Origin of the sequence: Plantibacter sp. T3 (assembly GCF_902506515.1) — a bacterium.
Classification (GTDB): Bacteria; Actinomycetota; Actinomycetes; order Actinomycetales; family Microbacteriaceae; genus Plantibacter; species Plantibacter auratus.
The window spans coordinates 3,619,801-3,643,024 of the sequence record NZ_LR733286.1; the positions used below are offsets into that span (position 1 = coordinate 3,619,801).

Annotated in this window: 22 protein-coding genes; 15 read left to right on the forward strand and 7 right to left on the reverse strand. The window is 70.2% G+C overall.

Going from position 1 to position 23,224, the window contains the following annotated elements; all coding sequences use genetic code 11:
- Nucleotides 1-16 precede the first annotated feature (16 nt).
- Entirely contained in the window at nucleotides 17-640 is a 624-nt protein-coding gene (locus GV015_RS17100) for a hypothetical protein (protein ID WP_159879569.1), read from the forward strand.
- Here GV015_RS17100 and GV015_RS17105 read toward each other — a convergent pair.
- Nucleotides 631-1,149, reverse strand: a complete 519-nt coding sequence (locus GV015_RS17105; RefSeq protein WP_079002951.1) for a DUF3592 domain-containing protein — start codon at nucleotides 1,147-1,149, stop codon at nucleotides 631-633. The two genes, GV015_RS17100 and GV015_RS17105, sit on opposite strands and share 10 nt — an antisense overlap.
- Before the next feature lie 24 nt (nucleotides 1,150-1,173).
- Complete coding sequence (locus GV015_RS17110) at nucleotides 1,174-1,674, reverse strand: DUF4188 domain-containing protein (RefSeq protein ID WP_159879571.1); 501 nt, start codon at nucleotides 1,672-1,674, stop codon at nucleotides 1,174-1,176.
- A gap of 69 nt (nucleotides 1,675-1,743) precedes the next feature.
- Between GV015_RS17110 and GV015_RS17115 the strand changes: the two genes are divergently transcribed.
- Complete coding sequence (locus GV015_RS17115; protein ID WP_159879573.1) at nucleotides 1,744-2,376, forward strand: MerR family transcriptional regulator; 633 nt, start codon at nucleotides 1,744-1,746, stop codon at nucleotides 2,374-2,376.
- 19 nt (nucleotides 2,377-2,395) lie between these two features.
- Here the strand turns inward: GV015_RS17115 and GV015_RS17120 are convergent, their stop codons facing one another.
- Nucleotides 2,396-3,313, reverse strand: a complete 918-nt coding sequence (locus GV015_RS17120; protein ID WP_159879575.1) for a carbohydrate kinase — start codon at nucleotides 3,311-3,313, stop codon at nucleotides 2,396-2,398.
- Between the two features lie 37 nt (nucleotides 3,314-3,350).
- Nucleotides 3,351-4,391 (reverse strand): LacI family DNA-binding transcriptional regulator, encoded by a 1,041-nt coding sequence (locus GV015_RS17125; protein ID WP_159879577.1) that lies wholly within the window; start codon nucleotides 4,389-4,391, stop codon nucleotides 3,351-3,353.
- A gap of 150 nt (nucleotides 4,392-4,541) precedes the next feature.
- Here GV015_RS17125 and GV015_RS17130 point away from each other — a divergent pair, with 150 nt between their 5' ends.
- The 4 genes from GV015_RS17130 to GV015_RS17145 are packed head-to-tail and all read left to right on the forward strand — an operon-like array spanning nucleotide 4,542 to nucleotide 9,107.
- Nucleotides 4,542-5,924: an extracellular solute-binding protein gene (locus GV015_RS17130; RefSeq protein WP_085512355.1), complete on the forward strand. Its 1,383-nt coding sequence runs from the start codon at nucleotides 4,542-4,544 to the stop codon at nucleotides 5,922-5,924.
- Entirely contained in the window at nucleotides 5,924-6,874 is a 951-nt protein-coding gene (locus GV015_RS17135; RefSeq protein ID WP_159879579.1) for a carbohydrate ABC transporter permease, read from the forward strand. Before GV015_RS17130 ends, GV015_RS17135 begins: the two co-directional genes overlap by 1 nt.
- Before the next feature lie 8 nt (nucleotides 6,875-6,882).
- Nucleotides 6,883-7,716, forward strand: a complete 834-nt coding sequence (locus tag GV015_RS17140; RefSeq protein WP_064294695.1) for a carbohydrate ABC transporter permease — start codon at nucleotides 6,883-6,885, stop codon at nucleotides 7,714-7,716.
- 53 nt (nucleotides 7,717-7,769) lie between these two features.
- On the forward strand, nucleotides 7,770-9,107 hold the full coding sequence (locus GV015_RS17145) for a glycoside hydrolase family 32 protein (RefSeq protein WP_159879581.1): 1,338 nt from the start codon (nucleotides 7,770-7,772) through the stop codon (nucleotides 9,105-9,107).
- 63 nt (nucleotides 9,108-9,170) lie between these two features.
- Here GV015_RS17145 and GV015_RS17150 read toward each other — a convergent pair whose 3' ends face one another.
- Entirely contained in the window at nucleotides 9,171-10,007 is an 837-nt protein-coding gene (locus tag GV015_RS17150) for an alpha/beta fold hydrolase (RefSeq protein ID WP_159879583.1), read from the reverse strand.
- Nucleotides 10,008-10,145: 138 nt separating this feature from the next.
- Nucleotides 10,146-11,777 (reverse strand): LuxR C-terminal-related transcriptional regulator, encoded by a 1,632-nt coding sequence (locus tag GV015_RS17155; protein WP_159879585.1) that lies wholly within the window; start codon nucleotides 11,775-11,777, stop codon nucleotides 10,146-10,148.
- A 175-nt stretch (nucleotides 11,778-11,952) separates the two neighbouring features.
- On the opposite strand from GV015_RS17155, the gene GV015_RS17160 reads away from it, so the two are divergent.
- Together GV015_RS17160 and GV015_RS17165 are read left to right on the forward strand one after the other, a co-directional pair.
- Entirely contained in the window at nucleotides 11,953-15,072 is a 3,120-nt protein-coding gene (locus GV015_RS17160) for a DUF11 domain-containing protein (RefSeq protein WP_159879587.1), read from the forward strand.
- A gap of 83 nt (nucleotides 15,073-15,155) precedes the next feature.
- Nucleotides 15,156-15,716, forward strand: coding sequence for a hypothetical protein (locus tag GV015_RS17165; RefSeq protein ID WP_159879589.1), 561 nt, complete (start codon nucleotides 15,156-15,158; stop codon nucleotides 15,714-15,716).
- Nucleotides 15,717-15,722: 6 nt separating this feature from the next.
- Here the strand turns inward: GV015_RS17165 and GV015_RS17170 are convergent, their stop codons facing one another.
- Nucleotides 15,723-16,340 (reverse strand): amino acid deaminase, encoded by a 618-nt coding sequence (locus tag GV015_RS17170; RefSeq protein WP_201299407.1) that lies wholly within the window; start codon nucleotides 16,338-16,340, stop codon nucleotides 15,723-15,725.
- 150 nt (nucleotides 16,341-16,490) lie between these two features.
- Between GV015_RS17170 and GV015_RS17175 the strand changes: the two genes are divergently transcribed.
- From GV015_RS17175 to GV015_RS17205, 7 genes are read left to right on the forward strand one after another with little or no spacing between them, the layout of a single operon-like run.
- Nucleotides 16,491-17,198 carry an HAD family hydrolase gene (locus GV015_RS17175; RefSeq protein ID WP_201299408.1) on the forward strand — a complete coding sequence of 236 codons (708 nt, stop codon included), beginning with the start codon at nucleotides 16,491-16,493 and terminating at the stop codon, nucleotides 17,196-17,198.
- Nucleotides 17,199-17,229: 31 nt separating this feature from the next.
- Nucleotides 17,230-18,240, forward strand: a complete 1,011-nt coding sequence (gene phnD, locus GV015_RS17180; RefSeq protein ID WP_086474191.1) for a phosphate/phosphite/phosphonate ABC transporter substrate-binding protein — start codon at nucleotides 17,230-17,232, stop codon at nucleotides 18,238-18,240.
- A 39-nt stretch (nucleotides 18,241-18,279) separates the two neighbouring features.
- Entirely contained in the window at nucleotides 18,280-19,104 is an 825-nt protein-coding gene (phnC, locus tag GV015_RS17185; protein WP_159879591.1) for a phosphonate ABC transporter ATP-binding protein, read from the forward strand.
- Nucleotides 19,101-19,934, forward strand: coding sequence for a phosphonate ABC transporter, permease protein PhnE (gene phnE, locus GV015_RS17190; protein WP_159879593.1), 834 nt, complete (start codon nucleotides 19,101-19,103; stop codon nucleotides 19,932-19,934). The genes phnC and phnE (GV015_RS17190) overlap by 4 nt, the downstream gene beginning before the upstream one ends.
- The gene (gene phnE / locus GV015_RS17195; protein ID WP_159879595.1) at nucleotides 19,931-20,806 is read left to right on the forward strand and encodes a phosphonate ABC transporter, permease protein PhnE; all 876 of its coding nucleotides are present in this window, start codon (nucleotides 19,931-19,933) and stop codon (nucleotides 20,804-20,806) included. Before phnE (GV015_RS17190) ends, phnE (GV015_RS17195) begins: the two co-directional genes overlap by 4 nt.
- Nucleotides 20,787-21,659 (forward strand): MurR/RpiR family transcriptional regulator, encoded by an 873-nt coding sequence (locus GV015_RS17200; protein ID WP_159879597.1) that lies wholly within the window; start codon nucleotides 20,787-20,789, stop codon nucleotides 21,657-21,659. The genes phnE (GV015_RS17195) and GV015_RS17200 overlap by 20 nt, the downstream gene beginning before the upstream one ends.
- Before the next feature lie 55 nt (nucleotides 21,660-21,714).
- Nucleotides 21,715-23,223 (forward strand): ABC transporter substrate-binding protein, encoded by a 1,509-nt coding sequence (locus GV015_RS17205; RefSeq protein WP_159879599.1) that lies wholly within the window; start codon nucleotides 21,715-21,717, stop codon nucleotides 23,221-23,223.
- The last annotated feature ends 1 nt before the right edge of the window (nucleotide 23,224 follow it).

A 23,224-nucleotide genomic window follows, 5' to 3' on the forward strand; every position in this document is an offset into this window, starting at 1 on the left:
ACCCGACGAGGACGAGATGCGCGGAGCAGCTGGACCCGAACCGGCTGCCACCCCCGCTCATCTCGTCCTCGTCGACGTCGCGTCACGACCACCGGCCGACCCGGGCCCGCCCCGGCTCGTCCGGTTCGCCGACCTCGTGCGGCAACCACTCGACCGCGGCCGAGGAAGCGTGCGAGACGTCTGGACGAGCACCGATGTCGACCGCCGCATCCGCTGGCGACTGCAGGTCGTCGAGCTCCGTGACGCCGCCGGGCTCATCGCCGCCCCCGACGACATGAACCACGCGATCGTCGGCTTCGCCGGCCCACAGGTCGCGGTCCGCGCGGGTGGGAACGAGCTGAACGGCCCCGGACGCATCCTGCACCGCGACGAGGTCCTGACCGTGCGCGAATCCTCCGTGCGCCTCTCGAGGCCGCGGCTGCGGGCCTCGGGGTCGAGCTCGATGATCCTGCTGAGCTACAGCACCTCGGAGGACCCGCCGACGCTGAGCTTCGAGCAGCCGGACACCACGCACGATCCCGCCGACGGCCTGCGGATCACCCTCGCCCTGCGCGGTCCGATCCGGCGCGGCGATGGCGAGGTCCCACAGGGTGCCGCCCTCGTCTCCGCTCCCCTCGCGGTTCCGCCGCGCTATCGCTGACCGGCGGCAGCCTGGATCGCCGCACGGCGCGCCTGGGCACGCTCCGACCTACCACGGGCGGCCATCACCAGCATCATGACGCCTGTCCCCCCGAGGATGACGGTGAAGACCGCTCCGAGGCCCGTCATCCACTCGCCCTCGCCCCCATAGCCCTCGACGACCGCCGCACCCGGGTCTGTCGCCCGGTACACGATCACGACCTCGTCGCCGACGGACGGCCGGTCGCTGATGTCCCAGGACTCCCACACCGAGTGCACGACGTCGTCGGTGGACCGGTAGTCGACCCGGAAATCCAGGTCGGAGGCCTCGACACCGTCCTGCACTTCGGTGATCGTGCCGGTAGTGCGCGTCCCCGTCTCCAGCAACTGGTCGTCCGCAAGCCGGAGGCCGACGCCGATCGCGATCATCACCGGACCGACGAGGAGCATGCCCAGGATCAGCGCGACGACGCCGAGACGGTTGCGGGTGGGATGCGACGCCGCGGCGGCAGGTTGCTTCTGGAGGTCCACCCGCCCATCTCAACACACGAGCGGTCAGGCCGGCGCCTCCGACGCACCGGTCCGGCCGTCGGCGAACCGCTGTCGCGCGTGTTGCTGCCGTGCCCCGACGGGCACCGCCTCGGTCGCCGCGGGGAGACCCATGGACGGCGTCGACACGTAGATACTCTCGGCGCGGTCGACGAGGAACGTCTCGTGCCAGACGCCGACGGCCTTCGGAGCAGACCGGGCGCGCTTGTTGAACCGCGACCAGGCAGGCCGATGGGCGGAGGCCGGTGCCGACGCGTAGGCGTAGAGCTTGTCGATCGACGACCAGTACTGCACGAGGTACGGGCCGCTGGAACCAAGCAGGATGTGCGAACCGAGGAGCCCGGACTCCGGGTCGGACATGAGCTCCTGCAGCATCCGCGGCATGTCACCGAAGATCGGGAGCCATTTGTCCACCCGCCACCACTGGTTGATGGTCATCCCGATGTGGAACACGACGAGCTCCCCCTCGTGACGATGGGTGATTCGGCCGACGACGACGCGTGACATAGACTGCTCCTGTTCGATAGTGACGCTATCCAAGTTGGATAGTAGCACTATCCAGACGAGGAGGACAGCATGAGGATCTCGGAACTCGCGGCGGTGTCCGAGGTGCCGGTGGCCACCATCAAGTACTACCTGCGCGAGCAACTCCTTCCGGAGGGCGAGCGCACCTCGGCGACCCAAGCGAGCTACGGCGACGCCCACGTGTCCCGGCTCCGCGTGATCCGCGCACTGCTCACCGCCGGCGTGAGCATCGCGGAGACCCGGAACGTCGTCGCCGCGCTCGACTCACCGCCGGCGGGTCCGTACGACCTCCTCGGCGTCGCCCACACCGCCGTCACCCCGCGCCCGAGTGGTCCGGTCGACACGACCCGCGCACTGGAGCTCTACGAACGACTCGGCGGGATCGAGGCGCAATGCGATCCCGGACTCCTCGCCGGCCTGGCCGGAGCCCTGGACACCCTGGAACGAGCTGGCTTCACCGTGCCACCCGCAGTCCTCGACCGCTATGTCGACGCAGCGCGCAGCATCGCCGAAGCCGAGATCGACGGCATCCCGGCGGACTCACCCGAGCTCGCGGTGCAGTACATCGTGCTCGGCACCGTGCTCACCGAGCCGCTGATCCTCGCCCTCCGTCGGGCGGCCCAGCAGGTGGTGTCGTCGGAGCGCTTCGCCGGGACGGAACTCCCGCCGTCCGAGTCGTCCTGACGCGCAGACGTCGTGCGCCTCAGGCGTCGAGTTCCGCCGAGGTGGGCGGGTTCGCTCCTGGCCGTGACACCGTGATGCTCGCGGCCCGCGCGGCGCGGTCGAGCAGCTGTTGCAGCACCTCGTCGGACACCTCGCGAAGTCGCTCCTCGGCCCCGGGCCCAGCGATACCGGCGGTCAGCAGTCCGTCGATCAGCGCACCCATGAACGTGTCGCCGGCACCGACGGTGTCGGCCACCTGCACCCGCGGCGTCTCGATCTCGAGCACGGAACCGTCTCTGACCGCGACCGCCCCGTCACCACCCATCGTCACGACCACGAGTCCCGGCCCGGCCGCGACCCATTCTCGAGCTGCGTCGACCGGTGCCACACCGGGCAGCAGGAACGCGACGTCCTCGTCACTCGCCTTCACGACGTGGGCGCGCGCGATGCAGTCGAGCGCCGCCTGGCGGACGCGGGCCGCGTCGTCGATGAGCGATGGCCTGATGTTCGGGTCGTAGGTGATGAGCGCCGAGGGACGACGCGTCTCGACCAGCTCGCGCAGGCGGTCGGCACTCGGCTCGAGGACCGAGGCGATCGAGCCGGTGTGGACGACGGCGGCGTCCGGCGCACCCGAGGCCTCCAGATCGAGCGAGAGGTCGAACTCGTAGGTGGCCGCCCCCTCGGCGTCGAGGGTCGCCTGAGCCGTGGACGTCCGACCGGTCGGAGCCGACACGAGGGTCACCGCGGACGCGTCGAGCCAGGAGCGGATCGCCGCGCCGCGCTCGTCGTCGCCCACATGGGTCACCAGGGCCGGGGCACGGCCCAACCGACCGAGGGTGATCCCGACGTTCGCCGGACTGCCGCCGGGGCTCTCCGCCTGCGTCCCGTCGAGCCGTCGGACGATGTCGATGAGGGTCTCGCCGGCGATGAGGACGTCGGTCGTGGGGGCTGCGTGCATGGCATCTCTCTCTGCTGGGTGCGAGGGTCGGGTGGCGTCAGCCGGCGGCGGTCGACACCGCGGCGATGAGCGAGTCGCGCTCGATGATCGGCATGGTGACCAGCTCGTGCCCGAGGGCGTGCTGGCCGAGGAGCATCGAGGCTCCGAGCGCGCCGATCTCCTGGTATGGCAGCCGCGCGGTGGTGAGGCCCGGGCGCAGGTAGCCGGCGAGGATCTCGTCGTCGAAGGAGACGACGGAGACGTCCTGCGGGATCCGACGCCCCCGTTCGAGCAGCACCTGGTAGGCGCCGAAGGCGACGCCGTCGTTCGCGGCGAGGATCGCCGTGACGTCCGGGTGGCGCTCGAGGAGCGTGGCCGTCGCCTCGTAGCCCGGTTCCGGCTGCCACTCGACGATGTCGACCCGAGCAGGTTCGATCCCGGCCTCCGCGAACGCCGCGGCGATGCCCGCGAAGCGGAGTGCCACCGTCGCCGTCTGTCGCGGATCGTTGATGACGTCCTGCGGCAGGTCGCCGACCACGCCGATCCGTCGGTGACCCGCGTCGACGAGCCGCTTCGCGACCGCGTACCCGGCAGCTCGTTCGTCGGGCAGGACGTTCGCGTGTCCCGAGGAGGACGCTCCGTTGAGCACCACGACGGGAACACCGGTCGAGGTGGCGGGGAGGTCGATGAGGCGGGCGCCGAGGAGGCCGATGAGGATGCCGTCGACGCGGTGGTCGATCATCGTCTCGAAGGCGCGGGCGAGGCCGCCCTCGATCCCCTCGGTCTCCGCGATGAGCATCGTGTGGTCATGGGCCTTCGACACCTCGAGCGCGCCGCCGATGAGCCCTGAGGCGTGCCGGGTGAGCGTGACCTCGTCGGAGATGAACCCGATCGTCCTGGTCTTCCCGCGGCGCAGCACCTGGGCCGCGGGGTTCGGGCGGTAGTCGAGCTCCGCTGCGGCGGCGCGGACCCGCTCGACGGCGTCCGCGGACAGCCGGGAACCGGGGCGGTCGTTCATGATCATGCTCACCGCGGCCTTGGACATGCCCGCGCGCTCCGCGACGTCCGCCAGGGTCGTGCGGCGGCGTTGCGTGGACATGACACTCCCTCGTGCGGTTTGCTGAATCAGTTCAGCATATCGCGCGGAGCTGTGTTATGTTTCGACTGCTGAATCCGTTCAGCACCTCCATTCACGGCTCATCGTCCGCGCCCTGCGAACGGTCGGCCCCGATTTCGCAGGAGCAACAACGTGGTTGATCTGAGTCGCAGGGCGGCACTCGCCCTGCTCGGTCTCGGTCTGGCGGGCACGGCCATCTCCTGGCCGCGCCTCACCGGCGGAGACATCCCCGGCCGAGGTGACGACGCCCTCACCGTCGCCCTCTTCGGCACCGCCCAGGACGCCGCCGCCCGGCAGTCGCTCGTGGACGGCTTCCAGAAGCTGCACCCCGACATCCCCGTCCGGATCATCGCGATCCAGGGCCAGGACTGGGGCAACTTCTTCGCGAAGATCCTCACGATGGTCGCGGCCGGCACCCCGCCGGACATCGTGTCGGTCGCCACGGAGGGCACCCAGCTGTTCGCCGAGCGCCTCGCCCACCCGATCGACGAGTACGTGCAGCGCGACGCCGCCGAGCTGCAGGAGTACTTCGACGACGTGAACCCCTCGCTCATCGAGTCGTTCATGTACAAGGGCAACCTGTTCCAACTGCCCGACAACTTCAACGCGGCGAACATGTACTACAACACCTCCGCGTTCGAGCGGGCCGGCCTCGAGCGTCCGCGCGACGACTGGTCGGTCGACGACTTCTTCACCGTCGGCCGCACCATGCAGGCCAGCGCCCCCGGATCGTTCCTGCCGTACTTCTGGAACAACCGACTCTGGGGCGGCGTCGTGCCCTGGTTGTACATCAACGACACGAGCTTCCTCACCGAGGAGAAAGCACCCGGCGGCGACTGGATGTGGTCGAAGTTCTACCCGAACGAGACCCCTCGTGGTGGTGGGTACCTGTGGGAGAACGCCGACGCGCTCAGCGACCGCACCGTCGAGAGCTTCGAGGTCCTGCAGCGCATGGTCTCCGAGGGCATCGCCGCGAACCCCGCCCAGGGCGGCGGCAACGAGCTCGTCTCGCTCTTCTCCCGCGGCTCGGTCGGCATGACGCCGGCCGGCGGGTTCTGGGTCAAGGGACTCAACGACGCCGGCCTCGGCGACGACGAGTACGACGTCACCTACTTCCCGAAGATGCGCGGACAACGCCACCAGTTCGGAGCCGGCGGCTACGCGATGATGCAGACCTCCGAACGCAAGGACGAGGCGTGGGAGTGGATGAAGTACTGCATCTCCGTCGAGGGCATGTCGATCGCGCACAGCCAGCCCGACTCGTCGCTGCCCCGTCGCTCGCTCAACGCCGAGCTGTACGGCGGTGACATCGGCCCGAAGCACTGGGAGGTCTTCTACGACACCCTCGACCGGTTCCCGACGACCGGCCCGATGCCCGCACCGCCTCAGCAGGCGGCCGTGGAGTCGGCCCTCATCAAGAACGTGGTCGGCACGATCACGAACGGCCCGAACGGCGTCCGCCGCGGCCTCGAGACGATGCAGCGAGACCTCGAACTCGCGCTGAAGGGACGATGATGGCACTGCAGTCACCGACGGCGACCCGGGCACTGGTCGTCCCGCCCGAGGCCAAGACCGGACGGCGCAAGCAGGCCCCTCGCGGCAGCCGGCTGCTCGTCTGGGTGTTCCTCGCCCCGACGCTCATCGGCCTCGGACTCTTCAGCTTCGTCCCGATAATCGGGTCGTTCGTCCTCGCCTTCTTCCGGTGGGACATCATCTCGGCACCCGAGTTCGTCGGCGTCGGCAACTTCGTCGACCTCGCGGCCAACCCGACGGTGCGCGTGTCCTTCCTGAACACGGTCGGCTTCGTCGTAATTGCGGTGACGCTGCAGCTCGCCGTCGCGCTCCTCCTCGCGATCCTCGTGCAGTCGCGCATGCCGGAATGGCTGCGTACCTTCTTCCGCTCCGCGCTGTTCTTCCCGTTGGTGCTGTCGGCCGCGTCCGTGTCGCTCGTGATGTCGTACCTGTTCAACCAGGAGTTCGGCCTCGTCAACGAGTTCCTCGGGCTCTTCGGCGTCGAGAACATCGGCTGGCTGACGACCGGGTTCGGAGCGAAGATCGTCGTCCTCCTCGTGTACGTGTGGCAGAACTTCGGGTTCACCTTCCTGCTGTTCATCGGCGGACTCGCCGCGATCCCGCGCGAGGTCTACGAGGCGTCGTCGCTCGACGGCGCGTACGGCTGGAGCCAGTTCCGGAACGTCACCCTGCCCCTCGTGAGCCCCACCATGCTCGTCGCGTCCGTCATGGCCATCATCAGCGCCCTGCAGATCTTCGACCAGCCGTACGTCCTCACGCGAGGTGGGCCGGGAGACGACACCCGTACCGCGGTGATGGTGATCTACGAGTCCGCGTTCCAGCAGCTCGACTTCGGTCTCGCCGCAGCGATCGGCATCGTGCTGACGCTCCTGATCATGCTCGTCACCGCCGCGCAGTTCCGACTGAGCAAGCGTTTCGTCTTCTACGGATGAGGTCCCAGATGTCCATCGCAGCAGTCACCCCCGACTCATCACGCCGCCGACTCGCCACGGCCGGGAAGTTCCTCGTCCTCGTCATCGCCGCGTTCCTCACGCTCGCTCCGGTGGTGTGGACGCTCATCACGGCGCTCACCCCGGCGAACGTCGCCACCGGGCAGACCGAGTTCGGCCCGGGCGCGTTCATCGACGTCTTCCAGAAGATCCCGATCCTGCTCTACACCTGGAACAGCGCGCTCGTGACGCTCCTCATCGCGGCCGGACAGATGCTCAGTGCGGCCATGGCCGGCTACGTGTTCGCGCGCTTCGACTTCGGCGGCAAGCGCATCCTGTTCGGACTCATCCTCGCCACGATGATGGTGCCGATGCAGGTGACGATCGTCCCCGTGTTCATGCTCATCCGCGGCATGGGACTCTCCGACACGCTCCTCGCGCTCATCATCCCGATGATCCCGACGGCGTTCGGCACGTTCCTCATGCGGCAGTACTTCATGGGGCTGCCGCCGGAGCTCGCCGAGGCGGCGCAGATCGACGGGGCGGGACCGTGGAAGATCTTCTTCCGCATCTACCTGCCGCTCGCCGCCCCGGGCCTCGCGATCGTCGGCATCCTCGCGTTCAACTACCACTGGAACGAGTTCTTCCGACCGTTGATCCTCACGATCAGCGAGCAGAACTTCACCCTCCCGCTCGGGCTCGTGACCCTGCAGGGCAATCTCGGCACCGGGTCGGTCGCGACCGTCCTCGCCGGTGTCGTCCTGTCCATGATCCCGGCTGCGCTGGTCTTCGTCTTCGGCCAGAAGCCGCTGCGCGAAGGGCTCACCGCCGGCGTCAGCAAGTGACCAGCACCACCGCCCTCCCCTCGATCCGACTGATCTCGAACCGAAAGGAAGCCATGACCGGCCTCCACGCAACGCACGTCCTCGACCGCGGCTTCCCACTGCTGCACCCACGACCCGAGGCCGGGTGGTTGAACGACCCCAACGGCATCATGTTCGTCGACGGTCGCTGGCACGTCTTCTTCCAGTACAACCCGGGGTCGGCCCGGCACGAGGACATCCACTGGGGTCACGTGAGCTCGCCGGACCTGCTCGCCTGGGAGGAGCACCCGGTGGCCCTGGCGCCCCGGCCGGGCACCACCGACGGCTTCGGCTGTTGGAGTGGCGTCGGGGTCGTCGACCAGGGCCGGCCGGCCGTCGTCTACTCGGGCGCGCGTGATCGACACGGGTTCTCGGAGGTCGTCGTCGTCCACGGTTCGGCGGATGCGCAGGACTGGAGCGGCGAACGTGTCGTCGCGGCCTCGCTCCCCGCGGACGAGCGCGTGACGATGGTACGCGACCCGTTCGTCTTCGAGCTGGGTGGGCGCCGCTGGGCGATCCAGGGTGCCGGCCGCTCCGACGTCGGTGGCGCACTACTCCTCTGCGGTGTCGACGACCTCGACGCCTGGACCGAGGAGGGGTACCTGCTGACGGCCGAGGCGCCGGTCGTCTCGGAGCTCGCTCCGTGCGAAGGCTGGGAGTGCCCGCAGCTCGTGCGCGTCGGCGACGACTGGGTGCTGCTGGTGTCGCTGTGGCTCGACGGCCAGCCGCACCGCGGGGTGGCTTGGGTCCTGGGCTCGATGGAGCTCGACGAGGCCACGGGGCGACCCGTGTTCAGCGCCCGGCGGACCGGCATCATCGACGAGGGGTCGAGCTTCTACGCACCGCAGGCCGTGCAGTCCGACGGTTCGGACGGCCAGCCGGAGCGGGTGCTCCTCTGGGGCTGGGCCCAGGAGATCGCCCCCGACGGCGTGCGCGGCCGGACGCAGGCGGACACCGACGACCAGGGTTGGTCGGGCATGCTGACGTTCCCGCGCGAGCTCGTGGTCCGCGGCGACGAGGTCGAGCTGGTCCCCGCGCGGGAACTGACGGGACTCCGGGCCGAGGTCGTCGATGCGGCGGAACTCCCTGATCAGGCGGAGGTGCGACTCACGGGTGCAGGCGCGGCCTCCCTCGCGCTGGCGGGTTCGGACACGCAGCTGATCTGGCGGGGCGAGCTGGCCGAGGGTGACGAGGTCCGGATCCTCATCGACGCGTCCATCGTCGAGATCCACCACACCGGGCACCCCGCCCAGACGTTCCGGGCGTATCCGGCCGACGGCGAGCGATACGCCGTGCGGCAGGACGCGGGGGTGCGAGCCGACGCCTGGTCGCTGGCCCTCCCCACGGCAGGCGGCGTGTCGGCATCCCACTGACCCGGAAACGCGGTGACGCGCGGCACGGAATGCGCCGCGCGTCACCGCGTGCAGTCGCCGGACCTACTTCGCGAGGAACTCCAGGACGGCCTCGTTCCATTCCTCCGCGTGGCTGACGTTGACGCCGTGCGGCGCACCCTCGACGACATACAGCGTCGACGTCGGGATCGCCGCGTGCGTCCGTGCACCGGAGCCCTCGAAGGGGACGGTCGCATCACTGTCGCCGTGGATGACGAGCGTCGGGACCGTGACGTTCGGCAAGTCGTCGCGGAAGTCGGTGTTCGCGAACGACGCCATCGCCTCGAGCGCGGCGGGCTTGAACGCCTGGTGCGCGAGCGCGAGGGCTTCCTGACGCTGCTCCTCCGTGACCTTCAGCTCGCCGTCGACCGAGAAGAAGTCGGTCGTGAACTGGTCGTAGAACGCGTCCTGGTCCGCCGTGAGACCTGCGGTCATCTTCGCGGCCTCGGAGACGGGGAGCGGACCGTCCGGGTTGCCGGGGGTCTGCAGCAGGTAGGGCGGCACTGCGGAGGCGAACACCGCACTGTGGATGCGCTCCGAACCGTGGCGGGTGAAGTACCGGGCGACCTCGCCGCCACCCATCGAGAACCCGACGAGCGTCACGTCGCGCAGGTCGAGGGCTTCGATGACGGCCTGCAGGTCGTCGGTGAGCCGGTCGTAGCCGTAACCGGTCAGCGGCTTGTCGCTGCGACCGAAGCCGCGGCGATCGTAGGTGATGACACGGTAGCCGGCGGCCTCGAAGGCCGGGACCTGTTCCCTCCACGACTCGCCCGACAGCGGCCACCCGTGGATGAGGACGACCGGGCGTCCGTTGCCGCCGGTGTCGTCGACGTGCAGCTTCGTCTCCTTCAGCAGGCCGTGGTGTGCGGTGATCTCCGACATGGCGTTCCTCTCCCGGGCCGCAGGTCGCGGCCACTCAGACCAGCTTCGGAGGGAGTGCCGCGAGCGGATGGGGGCTTGCGAACCGCGAGGCGATGTCCTATCCGATGAAGACTCCGGCGACGTGGCGACCCGGCACGTTCACCGCTCGGTCGGGAGCAGCCCCAACCGCCGTGCGGTGGCCAGCGCGTCCTCGCGGGAGTCGACACCGAGCTTCCGGTAGACGTTCCGGAAGTGGAACTTCACCGTGTTCGCGGACACGTACAGCGCCTGCGCGATGTCCTGCCGGGTCCGGCCCTCCGCGGAGAGCTGGAGGATCCGACGCTCGGTGGCGGTGAGCTCCACGAGCTGCACGGTCTCCGGCGTCGGCTCGGGACTCGAGGCGAGCGTCCGCTCGATCCGCGCATGGGTCTCGCTGGGCGACATCGTGCCGAGGAGGTGTCGCAGCGGCCTGCGCGGCGCGACCACGAACGGTGTGAGCATCCCGGTCCGCGCCGTCGTCGCGATCGCCTGCAGGAGATGCCGCCGACCGTCCTCGTCCGAGTCGTCGGCGAGCGCCGAGGTGATGAGCAGCTCCGTCTGCGCACCGGCGTCGATGTGCTCCTCTGCGAGCCCGGCGGTTGCGAGCTCCCGCGCGAGGGGTTTGCGGTCGGTCAGGAGCGCGAGCCGCGAGGCGACCGCCGCGGTGTGGGCGTTCCGGTCACGGCCGTCGAGGAGGACGCTGGCCTCCGTCGGACGGTCGAGGGCGAGGAGGAGTGACGCTTCCACTGCGTCGAGGAGTCGCTCCGACCCGGCATGACGCAGGCTGCGACCGGCGAACACGCGGGTGCGTTCGATGAGCTGCAGCGCCGCCCGTCGATCGCCCCAGAGGAGTGCGTGCTGCGCTTGCGCGTAGGTGATGAACGGCGCCCAGGACCGCTCGCGGTTGACCTGGAGCTCGAGCGTCGCGAGCGCCGCCTCCGCCGTCGCCCGGTCGACGCGGGCGATGGCGATCAAGGCCCGGGCGATGGCACCCGACAGTTGGACCAGCGGCACCATCCACCCGTGCGCGCCGCCCCCGTCGTCGTGGCGCTCGAGCCAGCGGTCCGCCTCCACGATCTCGCCGCGCACCGCGTAGAGCAGGGCGAGCTTGCCGGAGGCGTCACCGCCGTTCCGGCCGTCCCACGACTCGTGTCGGAGCTCGTACGCCTCGCGGAGCACGAGGCTCGCCTCGTGGAGGTCACCTACGAGCAGTTTCGTGATCCCCACCTGCAACAGGGCGGTGGGGACGCGGGGCGCGAACTCGGTCGGGCGGTGCACGCGGGCCCGTCGCGCGAGCTCCTCGGTGATCCGCGCGTAGTGCAACGCGCGCTGGTGCCGACCGTGCACGCGGTAGGCGATCATGAACGCCGTCGATGCGCTCAGGCTGATGCGCGCGAGCTCGGTGCGAGCTCGGTCCCGGAGGTCGTCGGGATCGGTCGGGAGCTGGAACCGCCCCACCGACTGGTCGAGTGCGTCGGTCTCCCCACGGATGTTGAGCCGGATCTCCCGGACGGCGAAGACGATGGGGTGGTTCGAGAGCACGCGCGCCGGGAGCGCCTGCAGCGCACGGTCGAGCGTCGCGAGGTCGAGCGCCATGAGGATCCCCCACTCGTACTCGATCACCGAGACGACCGTGTCCCAGTCCTCCTCCTGGATGGCCGTGGTGAGGAGACGGGTGACCGGGGCGACGTCCGTGGGGTGGAGGAACCCCGCCCCGAGGGAGGGAAAGTACCTATTCCGACCGATGTGCACGGGTCAACCCTAGGTGACCCTCACCTGTCGGGGAACACCCGGGGCAGGATGCGGGGTGGTCTTTGGCCGATCCGCCCGGAACGCGTCGGGGTTGCCGCTCTACTGATCCTCGGCCCCTCAGCTGGGGCCAGGTTTTCGGCGGGCGCACCGCCGCTTCACGGGGAAGGCAACACACATGCAGCAGCACACGGGTCGAAGGAGTCACCGCGCACGGTGGCGGAACCGGTGGGGCGCACCGTCCGCCGCTCGCGCGACCATGGGGATCATCGGGGTGACCGTCCTGTCGGCGCTCTCGCTCGTCGGGGTCGGCTCGAGCGCGCAGGCGCTGCCCGGGACGCCGGGGACGCCGCAGTCGGGATCGATCGTCTACGCCGAGGACTTCGAGAACGGAGCGACGTCGCCGACGTACATCGAGGACTACGTCGGCGCCGACGGCACGCGCTACACCGCGGACGCCTCCTGGCGCGACCATGCCCAGTGCAACGGCAACGTGACGAGCTTCGCCTCGTCAGCGGAGCCGCAGTGTTTCGCGGAATCGGCGTCCGGTGAAGGACGCACGCGGCAGCTCGCCTGGGCCCTCGGCGCCGGCGACACGTCCAACCACTCCGTGAGCGCCTGGACGTCTCAGCAGAACCTCACCATGAACCCGCCGAACGCGGTCGAGTTCGCGACCGTCGACCCGATCGCGCTCACAAGCGCCGGCCGGTTCCTCACGACCTCGGTGGACCTCGCCGCGGTGTCCTGCAACGCGTCGCAGCAGCCCGTCCTCGAGTTCTTCCTCACCGACGACCAGGGCGACGCGCACTCCGTCGGTGCCGTCAACGGGTGCACCGCAGCCGGTTCCCGCTCCGTCACCGCGCCGGCGACCGGTGCGGCCGGGGCGGAGAACGTCCGCGTCGGCACCTACGTCTCGCCGGGAGCCGTCCTGCTCCCCGGGGCGACCGTCGGCATCGTCGCCCGCAACCTGACCGGCGGCGGCACGGCCGGCAACGACCACGCCTTCGACAACATCCAGGTGCTCGACGTCTCCCCGCAGCTGGACAAGTCGTTCAGCCCGGCGAGCGTCGTCGCCGGTGAGACGTCCACGCTGACCCTCACGATCACCAACACCGACGAGCTCGCGGCGAAGAACGGCTGGTCCTTCACGGACGCGCTGCCCGCCGGCCTGACGATCGCCGACGGCGACGCCTCGACCACCTGCCCGTCGGGTGTGGTCACCGCGCCCGAGGGCGGCTCGTCGATCGACGTCACCGGGAACCTCAGCCAGGGCATGACCTCCTGCGCCGTCACCGTCGAGGTCACGTCGCCCGTCGCCGGGACGTTCACGAACGGTCCCGACAACATCACGAGCGTGGGCCTCAACCCGCCGGCCGACGCCACGGTCGAGTTCGTGCCGCAGGCTCCCGCGATCACCGTCGTGAAGTCCGCGTCACCCGCTGCTGCGGAGTACGCCGTCGGCGACGAGATCACCTACTCCTTCCTCGTCACCAACACCGGCAACGTGCCGCTCACCGACGTCCAGGTCGACGAGGGCGCGTTCACCGGGACCGGTGACCTCTCCGACGTCGTCTGCCCGCCGGGAGCGGCGACGCTCGCCCCCGCGGCGGCCGTCACCTGCGAGGCCACCTACACGATGACGCAGGCCGACATCGATGCCGGGACCGTCTCCAATTCGGCCACCGCGACCGGGACCCCGCCGCAGGGCCAGCCACCGGTCTCACCGCCGTCCGAGGTCACCATCCCGGGCGTGGCCCAGGCCCCGGCGCTCACCGTCGCGAAGTCGGCGACGCCGACGACGGTCGCGAACGCCGGCGAGGACGTCACCTACTCGTTCCTCGTCACCAACACCGGCAACGTCACCCTGACCGACGTCTCGATCATCGAGGGCGAGTTCACCGGCACCGGCGAGCTCTCCGACGTGGTGTGCCCGGCCGCAGCCGGCTCGCTCGCCCCGGCGGCGACCGTCACCTGCGAGGCGAGCTACACGGTCACGCAGGCCGACGTCGACGCCGGCTCGGTGACCAACTCGGCGACCGCGACCGGCACCCCGCCGGCAGGCGGCACTCCCCCGGTCTCACCGCCGTCGGAGACCACGGTCGAGTTCCCCGCAGCGCCCGCCATCACGGTGGCGAAGTCCGCGACGCCGACCACGGTCGCGAACGCCGGCGAGGACGTCACCTACTCGTTCCTCGTCACCAACACCGGCAACGTCACCCTCACCGACGTCCAGGTCGACGAGGGCGACTTCACCGGCACCGGTGAGCTCTCCGACGTCGTCTGCCCGCCCGCGGCAGGTGCGCTCGCTCCCGCCGCGACCGTCACCTGCGAGGCCACCTACACGGTGACCCAGGCCGACGTCGACGCGGGATCCGTCACGAACACCGCGACCGCGACCGGCACCCCGCCGAACGGTGGCACTCCCCCGGTCTCGCCACCGTCGGAGACCACCGTCGCGTTCCCGGCGACACCCGCCATCACGGTCGTGAAGTCGGCCGATGCGGTGGCCCAGGACGGCCTCGCGGTCGGCCAGGTCGTCACCTACTCCTTCCTCCTCACCAACACCGGGAACGTCACGCTGACGAACCCGACGGTGGTGGAAGGGGAGTTCTCCGGCGCCGGCGAGCTGTCCGACGTCGTCTGCCCGGCCGAAGCCGCTTCGTTGGCACCGGGCGCGACGATCACCTGCGAGGCCACCTACACGGTCGTGCAGGCCGACGTCGACGCGGGCCTGATCACGAACTCGGCGACCGCGACGGCGACGCCGCCGAGCAGTGTGAACGGTGTGCCGCCGGTCTCGCCGCCATCGGAGGTCACGATCCCGTCGCCGCCCGTCCCCGGCCTCTCGGTGGTCAAGACGGCCGATGTCGAGCGGGCCACGACTGCGGGACAGGTCATCACCTACTCGTTCGAGGTGACGAACACCGGCAACGTCACCCTTCGTGACGTCGCGGTCCAGGAAGGTGACTTCACCGGCACGGGCACGCTGTCCGCGATCACCTGCCCGACGGGCACGGCGCTCCTCGCCCCCGGGCTCCAGGTCGTCTGCACCGCGACCTACACGGTCACCCAAGCGGACCTGAACGCGGGCTCGATCCGCAACACCGCGTTCGGGACCGGCACGACGCCGGGCGGCGAGTCGTTCACCTCCGACCCGTCCACGGCGACCGTGAGCACGCCGGGTCCGGTGCTCGCCTCGACCGGAACGACCGTCGCACCACTGGCGGTCGGGGCGGCGATCCTGCTGTTGCTCGGTACCGGGCTCGTCATCCGACGCCGCCTCGTCACCGGACGCTGACCCGGAACTGACCGATCGGGCGGGTCGAGCCTTCGGGCTCGGCCCGCCCGTCGTCCTTCCACCACCACTAGCCTGTTGAGGCCATGAGAACCGCGACCACCACGACCCTGCTCCGCTGCGCGGCCTTCGGCGCCGTCGGTGCCGTCATCCTGTTCCTCGTCAGCCCGCTGACGTCGACCGCCGCGGTGCTCAACCCCGTGCTCTACGCCGCGATCGCCGCCGTCACGATGGTCATGCCGATGCTCGCCAGGCGTTGGACGGGCGTCCCCGGTGCGACGGTGCTCACCGCAGCCGTCACCGGGCTCCTCGCGCTGCCCGTCACGGCCCTCGGCCCGGCGATCATCGTCGCGCTCGTCGTCCCGGCGGCGGCGATCGACCTGGTGCTCGCCCGCCGACGGCACCCCGCCCGCACGACGACCTGGCTTGCGGCCGCGGCCGGTGGCGTCGCGATCTGGGCGCTGTCCTTCGCGGTGATCTCACCCGATCTCGTCTCACCGGTGCTCGTCATCGTGCTGCTCGCGGTCCGCGTCGTGAGCTACGTCCTCGCGATGGAGCTGGCCGGTCTCGTCGCCGGGCGCCTCCGCCGATCCGGCGTGCGATCAGGGCGTCGCCGGGACGTCCGCCGAGGATCCTCCGACGCCTGATCCGCGTCAGCCTGCAGCCGCAGCATTCCACCGGAGGCGGTCGGGGTCGGCGTCCCACTCCTCCAGCAGCGCTGCACCGGAGGCGACCGGGAAGGTCGTGATCAGGCGCTCGTCGATGCCGTACACGAGCGCGACGGCGTCGGTGTCCGTCGGATCGCCGAGCCCCAGAACCATCCGACCGGACGGGCCGTCGGCCATCCGTACCGGTCGTGCGAGCAGGTCCTGCGCGGCCGCCGTCACCCGCGACAGCAGGGACGACGCACGGGCCCATGGGACGAACTCGTCGTCAGGGAGCCCGAACGCGCGCGCGAGCGCTCCGTCCAGCCAGCGGTCGCGTTTCAACCCGTAGGGTGTCGGGACCGCCGAGAGCAGGTAGCCGTAGACGTGGAGGAGCCCGGCGTTCCCGACCGGCCAGGCCGCGGCGAGGCCGGCGCGCGCATGCAGCGCCTCGAACAGCGCACGTGGGATCACGGGCCCGCCCGTGTGCTCGTCGATGACGGTCGACGCACCCCACGAGGCGAACCGGCCTGCCACCGTGTCCTCGTCGATCGCCGCACCCAACCAGGAGTGCTCCTCGAGCACGGTCGAGGGTTCGGTCTCTGCTCGTCGCGCGAGCTCCGTCATCATCACAGCACCACAGCATAGGCGGCTCGTGCGTCGGTGAATTCACCCGCCGTTCACCCGCCATGGTGATTGCGTCCACACTCGCCGTCCATGATGGACGCAGCGTCCGCAGGAGCGGCCGTGTGAACGACACGCTCAGAAGGAGCGCCTGTGGCCCCCACCATCCTCTTCGATTTCGACGGCACCCTCGCCCTCGGCGACGGGCCGATCACGGCCTTCGCCCGCGCCATCGCCGAGCGCACCGGCGACACCGGATTCGCGATGCGCGCCGAGGCCGCCCTCGCCGCGTTCACGACCGGCGAGACCGACGCCCGCGACGGGTACGACGCCGTGACCCGGATCGCCCGCGAAGCCGGCGTCGGTGCCGACGTCATCGGCGCGTCCTACGACGACTCGCGCGCGCTGCTCGGCTCGAGCGAAGCGGCGGTCGACTCCCCCGACGGCCTGCCCGCATTCCTCGAGACGCTGGGCACCCACGCCCGACTCGTCCTCGCCACGAACGCCCCCGGCGACGGCATCACAGCGCTCCTCCAGTCCTGGGGCGTCGCCGAGGCGTTCGACGCCGTGCACTTCACCGTCGGGAAGCCGGCGGGCCTCGTCCCGCTCATCCGTGACGCGCTCGCCGCCGGCCCCGTCCTCGCCGTCGGCGACATCGTCGAGAACGACCTCGCTCCCGCCGCCGAGCTGGGCGCCGACACCGCCCTCGTCGGCGCGACCTTCGAGCGCTCGACGGCCACAGCCACGATGCGTGGGCGCTCACTCGCCGACCTGTACGACCAGATCATCGCCTGGGCCGCAGCCGCATCGCGCCACCCCGACGCCTCCCAGACCTCCACTCCCGCTCCGTCCGCCTCCTGATCACCCTCCACCCTCGAAAGGCATCCCGAACATGCGCAAGACCCTGCTCCTCACCGGCGTCGCGGCCGTCGCCGCCCTCGCCCTCGCCGGCTGCAGCCCCGCCGCCTCGTCCCCGTCGGCCACGGGCACGGCGTCCTGGCCCGACTCCATCACCATCTCGCTCGTGCCGTCCGTGGAGGGCGAGGACCTCGCCGAAGCACTCGACCCGCTCACCAGCTACCTGTCGGAGAACCTCGGCATCGAGGTCAACGGGGTCGTCGCGACCGACTACGCCGCGACCGTCGAGGCCCTCGGCAGCGACCAGGCACAGGTCATCATCACCGACGCCGGCTCGCTCTACAACGCGACCGAGCGCTACGACGCGAACCTCGTCCTGCGCGACGTCCGCTTCGGCGCGACCTCGTACGCGTCGGTCGCCTACACGAACAACCCCGACAAGTACTGCGCCGAAGCGCCGGTCATGGTCACCTACGCGGCGAGCGACACCCCGCTCTCGTACTGCAACGGCATCGAGCCCGGTGCAGACGCTGCGACCGGTGCAGGACCGGCCGCGCTGAAGGCCCTCGACAAGATCTCGAAGGGCACCAAGGTCGCCCTGCAGGCCGCGACCTCGCCCGCCGGGTACCAGTACCCCGTGGTCGCGATGCGTGACGCCGGCATCGACACGGACGCCGACATCACCCAGGTCCCGGTGGAGGGCAACAACAACGCGGTCCTCTCCGTCTACAACGGCGACGCCGAGGTCTCGTTCGGCTACTGGGACGCGCGCACGACCGTCCTCAAGGAGGCGCCCGACGTCGCCGACAAGGTCGTCGCGTTCGCGTACACCGAGATGATCCCCAACGGCGGCGTCGCCGTCTCGAAGTCGCTCCCGGCCGACCTCACCAAGCAGCTCACCAAGCTCATGGCGGGCTACGCGGACTCCTCCGATGCGGCGAAGAAGGTCATGTTCGACCTCGTCGGCCTCTCCGGCTGGACCGACAAGACCGCACCGGACGAGATCACCCGCTACGGCGAGATCCTCGACCAGTTCTCGAACTGACCCGCTCCAACCGATCGACCCTCTCCAGGAATCCGGTGCATGAACACTGATCAGCATCGCGCGGAGGCCCGAGCCCAGCTCGCGGCCTCCGCGTCGTGGTCCATCCGTCTCGACGACGTCTCGGTCACCTACCCGAACGGCACGAAGGCGCTCCGCAACGTCTCCCTCGACATCGCCGCCGGGGAGATGGTCTCCGTCGTGGGGCTCTCCGGCTCCGGCAAGTCGACGCTCATCCGTACGATCAACGGCCTCGTGCCGGCGACGAGCGGGACCGTCGCCGTCGGGCCGCACACCGTCACCGGTCTGCGCGGCCGGCAGCTCCGTCGTCTGCGCGGGCACGTCGGCATGATCTTCCAGGGCTTCAACCTGGCCGACCGGACGAGCGTGTACCGCAACGTGCTCGTCGGCCGGTTCGCCAGCACCCCGACGTACCGGAACCTCCTCGGCCTGACGACCGCCACCGACCGGGAGCTCGCCCTGCGTTCGCTCCAGTCGGTCGGCATGCTCGACAAGGTCTGGACCCGCGCGGCGCAGCTCTCCGGTGGGCAGAAGCAGCGGGTCGCGATCGCCCGCGCCCTCACGCAGCAGCCGAGCGTCATGCTCGCCGACGAGCCCGTCGCGAGCCTCGACCCGCCGACCGCGCACGCGGTGATGAACGACCTGCGTCGGGTGAACACCGAGACGGGTCTCACGGTGCTCGTGAACATCCACCTCATGGACCTCGCCCGCACCTACACGACCCGCATGATCGGGCTCCGCGACGGCGAACTCGTCTACGACGGCTCCGCATCCGACGCGACCGAGGCGGACTTCGAGCGGATCTACGGTCGCCCCATCCAGCCCGACGATCGGCTGGACCGATGACGGCGACCAGGACCGACGCGAAGCCGCCGTCCGGGACCGACTGGCAGCTCCCGCCCAGGCCGAGCACCCGACTGCGGACCGCGCTCATCATCGGGGCCGTGGCCGCCTTCACGATCGCCACCTGCCTCCCGGCGATCGGCGGCGTGCAGCTCGACTTCGGCGCGCTCGTCTCCCACTGGGACAACGGTTCCGGTCTGCTCCTCCAGCTCTTCCAACCCGACTTCGCCTTCCTGCCGCGCACGGTGCAACCCATGCTCGAGACGCTCCAGATGGCGCTCGTGGGTGCGGTGGCCGCTGCGTTGCTGTCCGTCCCGCTGACGCTGTGGGCGGCGGCCCCGACGAACCCGAACGGCCTGTCGCGTCGCATCCTGCGCGCGATCGTCAACGTCGTCCGCGCGGTGCCCGACCTCGTCTACGCGACCATCCTCGTCGCCATGGTCGGCGTCGGTGCGCTGCCCGGCCTCCTGACGCTCTTCCTCTTCGACCTCGGCATCATCGTCAAACTCGTCTCCGAGGCGATCGACTCCGCCGACCACCCGTACATCGAAGCCGGCACGGCCGCCGGTGGGACGCACACGCAGATCAACCGCGTCACCGTCCTCCCGCAGGTCTGGCCGCTGTTCGCGAACCAGTGGCTGTACACCCTGGAGCTCAACGTCCGCATCTCCGCCATCCTCGGCATCGTCGGCGCCGGCGGCATCGGTCGGCTGCTCGACGAACGGCGGGCGTTCTACGCCTACGACGACGTCTCGGTGATCGTCCTCGAGATCCTCGTCGTCGTCGTGCTCATCGAGGTCGCGTCCAACCTGCTGCGAAGGCGACTCGTATGACCGCGAACGATCCGAACACGTTGCTCCCCCGCCGTCCCTCGCGACTCGTCCCGACCCTCGCGGCCGTCGCCGTCGGGATCGTCGTCATCGCCGCGACCGCCGGCCTGCCGATCGACTGGCGCGACCTCGGCACCGTCCCGGCGCAGCTCGTGCACTTCGGCGGGCTCATGTTCGAGAGCCCGAACTGGGAGAAGCTGCCGCGGGCGCTCACCGAGATGTGGCGGTCGATCTCGATGGCCTGGATCGGGGCCATCCTCTGCGTCCTCGTGTCGATCCCGCTCGGCATGCTCGCCGCGGGGTCGGTCGGTCCGGTCTGGCTGCGGCTGCCGTTGCGTGGGGTGTTCGCCGTCATCCGCGCGGTCCCGGAGGTGATCATCGCCCTCATCCTGCTCACGATCACCGGGCTGACTCCGTTCACGGGCGCGCTGGCCCTCGGGATCGCCGGCATCGGCACCCAGGGGAAGTGGGTCTACGAGACGATCGAGTCCGTGCAGGAGGGTGCCTCGGAGGCCGTCCGCGCTGCCGGTGGCGGTACCGCCGAGGTGACGCGCTGGGCGCTCTGGCCTGCCGCCGCCCCGGCACTGCTGTCGCTCGCGCTCTACCGGTTCGAGATCAACATCCGCACCTCGGCGGTCCTCGGGCTCGTCGGCGCGGGCGGAATCGGCAGCATGCTGGCGAACTACACCAACTATCGCCAGTGGGATACAGTCGGGATGCTGCTGATCGTGGTGGTCGTCGTGACCATGACGATGGACGCGATCTCGGGTGCCATCCGACGCCGGATCACCCGGGGCCCCGGCATCGCCCGCACCACCCGTACCACCCTTCCCGCCCGCACGACGAGGAGCCGCAATGTGGACAGGGTCCGCTGACGCCCCGCCGACGGCCAGGATCGCGATGCTCGCGCCGTCGCTCCAGCCGAGCGAACGCCGGGTGGCCGAGACGGTGGCCGAGGACATCGAGGCGAGCATCGAGCGCACCGCCCAAGAGGTCGCCGACCTCGCCGGCGTCGGCCGCGCCACCGTCATCCGCACCGCGCAATCGCTCGGGTACGAGGGCTACCCGCAGCTGCGGGTCGCCCTCACCCGCGAGGTCGCGCTCGGGACACCGATCGCCCGCGACGATGGCGACGACTCAATGCTCGGCACCCTCCGCGGTGCCATCGACCACTTCGCCGGTCGCCTCGGCCAGACGACGTCGGCGATGACGGAGGAGACGCTCGAACGGTTCGTCCGTGTGCTCGACGAGGCACCGAGACTGCTCATCGCGGCGAACGGGCTCTCCTCACCGCTCGGTTCCGATCTGGCGATGCGGCTCATCTCCGCAGGCCGGCCGGCCGAGTACCTGCCCGACACCCTCGGGCAGCAGATCGCGGCCACCCACCTCGGCCCGGGCGCGGCGTGTCTGGTCCTGTCGGGTTCGGGCGCGAACCGGGCGTCCGTCGACGTGGCCGCGGCAGCTCGGGCGAGTGGCGCGACCGTCCTCGCGATCACCTCCTTCCCGCGCTCGGCCGTCGCCGAACTCGCCGATGTCGCGCTCGTGGTCGCTCCCATCGACGCGACCTTCCGGGACGAACTCGTGCACACCTCCCGGGCGGCCATCATGCTCGTGACGGAATCCGTGGTCGGTCTGCTCGTGGGCCGACGTGGCGATCGTGCGCAGCGCGCCCAGTCGGCGACGCTCGCGGTCATCAGCGGCTCGCTGTCGGACGACGCCTCGGACTGACCCGGGTCGGGCCGACCGGCTCGGCGCGGTGCCGGGATCCGCGAGAATATTCTCCATGCCCCGTCACCGACTGCGTCGTCACTTCCTCACCGCCGTGATCGCGGCCACCGGGTCACTCCTCGTCCTCACCGGCTGCGCTGGCCCGGCGACGACGCCGACCGCGGACACCGACGCGACGCTCCGCGTGGGCCTCGTCCTCGAGCCGTCGGACCTGAACATCCGCACGACCTCCGGCGTCGCACTCGAACAGGTCCTCATCGACAACGTCTACCAGGGGCTGGTCTCGCGCACACCGGACAACGAGATCATCGACACCCTCGCCGAGCGCCACGAGGTCAGCGCCGACGGGCTCACCTACACCTTCGTCCTCCGCGACGGGGTGACCTTCCACGACGGCGCTCCGCTCACCGCGGCCGACGTGGTCGACTCGCTCACGCAGGTGCAGCAGAACGCGGCGTTCGTCGACCACCTCGACCTGGCGCAGCTGCAGACCGTCACGGCGGTCGACGATCACACCGTCCGGTTGCAGCTCAGCTCCCCCGACTCCGACCTGCTGTGGGCGCTGACGGGTCGTGCGGGACTCGTCCTCCAGGCCGGGGCGGACAACGACCTGTCGACGACGGCGAACGGCACCGGCCCGTTCACGCTCACGTCCTGGAAGCAGGGCGACAGCATCACCGTCGAGCGGAACGACGACTACTGGGGTGACGCGCCGAAGGTGAAGGAGGTCGTCTTCAGCTACATCCCCGATGCATCCTCGGCGGTCAACGCGACCCTCGCGGGCGAGGTCGACGTGCAGATCGGTCTCGACGCGAACCTGCGGGACCAGGTCGAGCGTGCCGACGGCCTGACGATCGTCGAGGGGAAGACGACCGACAAGTACACCCTCGCCTTCAACAACCAGCGCGCACCGCTCGACGACCCCCTCGTCCGGCAGGCGCTCCGCACGGCCATCGACCACGCGGCGATCATCGAGGCCGTCGGCGGCGCCGCCGCCCTGCAGTACGGACCGATCCCGGAGCTCGACCCCGGCTACGAGGACCTCAGTGACGTCGTGAGCTACGACCCGGAAGCGGCGAAGGCGCTCCTCGCCCAGGCCGGCCAGGAAGACCTCGCACTCACGCTCACCGTCCCGAACCACTACGGCACCGCCGCCGCCAACGTCCTGGTGTCGCAGTTCAAGGCCATCGGCGTCACCCTCACGGTCGACAGCGTCGAGTTCCCCACCTGGTTGAACGACGTCTACACGAACCACGACTACGACCTCAGCCTCGTGAACCACGTCGAGGCACGCGACGTCCAGCACTGGGCGGACCCGGACTACTACTTCGGCTACGACAACCCGTCGGTGCAGTCGTTGGTCGCCGAGGCCAGGGCTGCGACCGACCCCGAGGTCGCCGATGAACGACTCCGCGAAGCCGCAGCGCTGGTCTCGAAGGACCACGCCGCAGACTGGCTCTACACCGGGATCACCCTCACTGTCGTACACGACGGCGTCACCGGCTTCCCCACCGACTTCGTCAGCGAGCACCTCGATCTCAGGGACGTCGCCGTCACCGACTGAT

Bases quoted from the DNA above. Each gene is read 5' to 3' on its own strand.
- GV015_RS17150 (WP_159879583.1), bottom strand. From the start codon at position 10,007: ATGTCGGAGATCACCGCACACCACGGCCTGCTGAAGGAGACGAAGCTG.
- GV015_RS17205 (WP_159879599.1), top strand. From the start codon at position 21,715: ATGCCCCGTCACCGACTGCGTCGTCACTTCCTCACCGCCGTGATCGCG.
- GV015_RS17125 (WP_159879577.1), bottom strand. From the start codon at position 4,391: ATGTCCACGCAACGCCGCCGCACGACCCTGGCGGACGTCGCGGAGCGC.
- GV015_RS17200 (WP_159879597.1), top strand. From the start codon at position 20,787: ATGTGGACAGGGTCCGCTGACGCCCCGCCGACGGCCAGGATCGCGATG.
- GV015_RS17170 (WP_201299407.1), bottom strand. From the start codon at position 16,340: ATGACGGAGCTCGCGCGACGAGCAGAGACCGAACCCTCGACCGTGCTC.
- GV015_RS17165 (WP_159879589.1), top strand. From the start codon at position 15,156: ATGAGAACCGCGACCACCACGACCCTGCTCCGCTGCGCGGCCTTCGGC.
- GV015_RS17145 (WP_159879581.1), top strand. From the start codon at position 7,770: ATGACCGGCCTCCACGCAACGCACGTCCTCGACCGCGGCTTCCCACTG.
- GV015_RS17120 (WP_159879575.1), bottom strand. From the start codon at position 3,313: ATGCACGCAGCCCCCACGACCGACGTCCTCATCGCCGGCGAGACCCTC.
- GV015_RS17115 (WP_159879573.1), top strand. From the start codon at position 1,744: ATGAGGATCTCGGAACTCGCGGCGGTGTCCGAGGTGCCGGTGGCCACC.
- phnD (WP_086474191.1), top strand. From the start codon at position 17,230: ATGCGCAAGACCCTGCTCCTCACCGGCGTCGCGGCCGTCGCCGCCCTC.
- phnE (WP_159879595.1), top strand. From the start codon at position 19,931: ATGACCGCGAACGATCCGAACACGTTGCTCCCCCGCCGTCCCTCGCGA.
- GV015_RS17140 (WP_064294695.1), top strand. From the start codon at position 6,883: ATGTCCATCGCAGCAGTCACCCCCGACTCATCACGCCGCCGACTCGCC.
- phnC (WP_159879591.1), top strand. From the start codon at position 18,280: ATGAACACTGATCAGCATCGCGCGGAGGCCCGAGCCCAGCTCGCGGCC.
- GV015_RS17135 (WP_159879579.1), top strand. From the start codon at position 5,924: ATGGCACTGCAGTCACCGACGGCGACCCGGGCACTGGTCGTCCCGCCC.
- GV015_RS17100 (WP_159879569.1), top strand. From the start codon at position 17: ATGCGCGGAGCAGCTGGACCCGAACCGGCTGCCACCCCCGCTCATCTC.
- GV015_RS17160 (WP_159879587.1), top strand. From the start codon at position 11,953: ATGCAGCAGCACACGGGTCGAAGGAGTCACCGCGCACGGTGGCGGAAC.
- phnE (WP_159879593.1), top strand. From the start codon at position 19,101: ATGACGGCGACCAGGACCGACGCGAAGCCGCCGTCCGGGACCGACTGG.
- GV015_RS17110 (WP_159879571.1), bottom strand. From the start codon at position 1,674: ATGTCACGCGTCGTCGTCGGCCGAATCACCCATCGTCACGAGGGGGAG.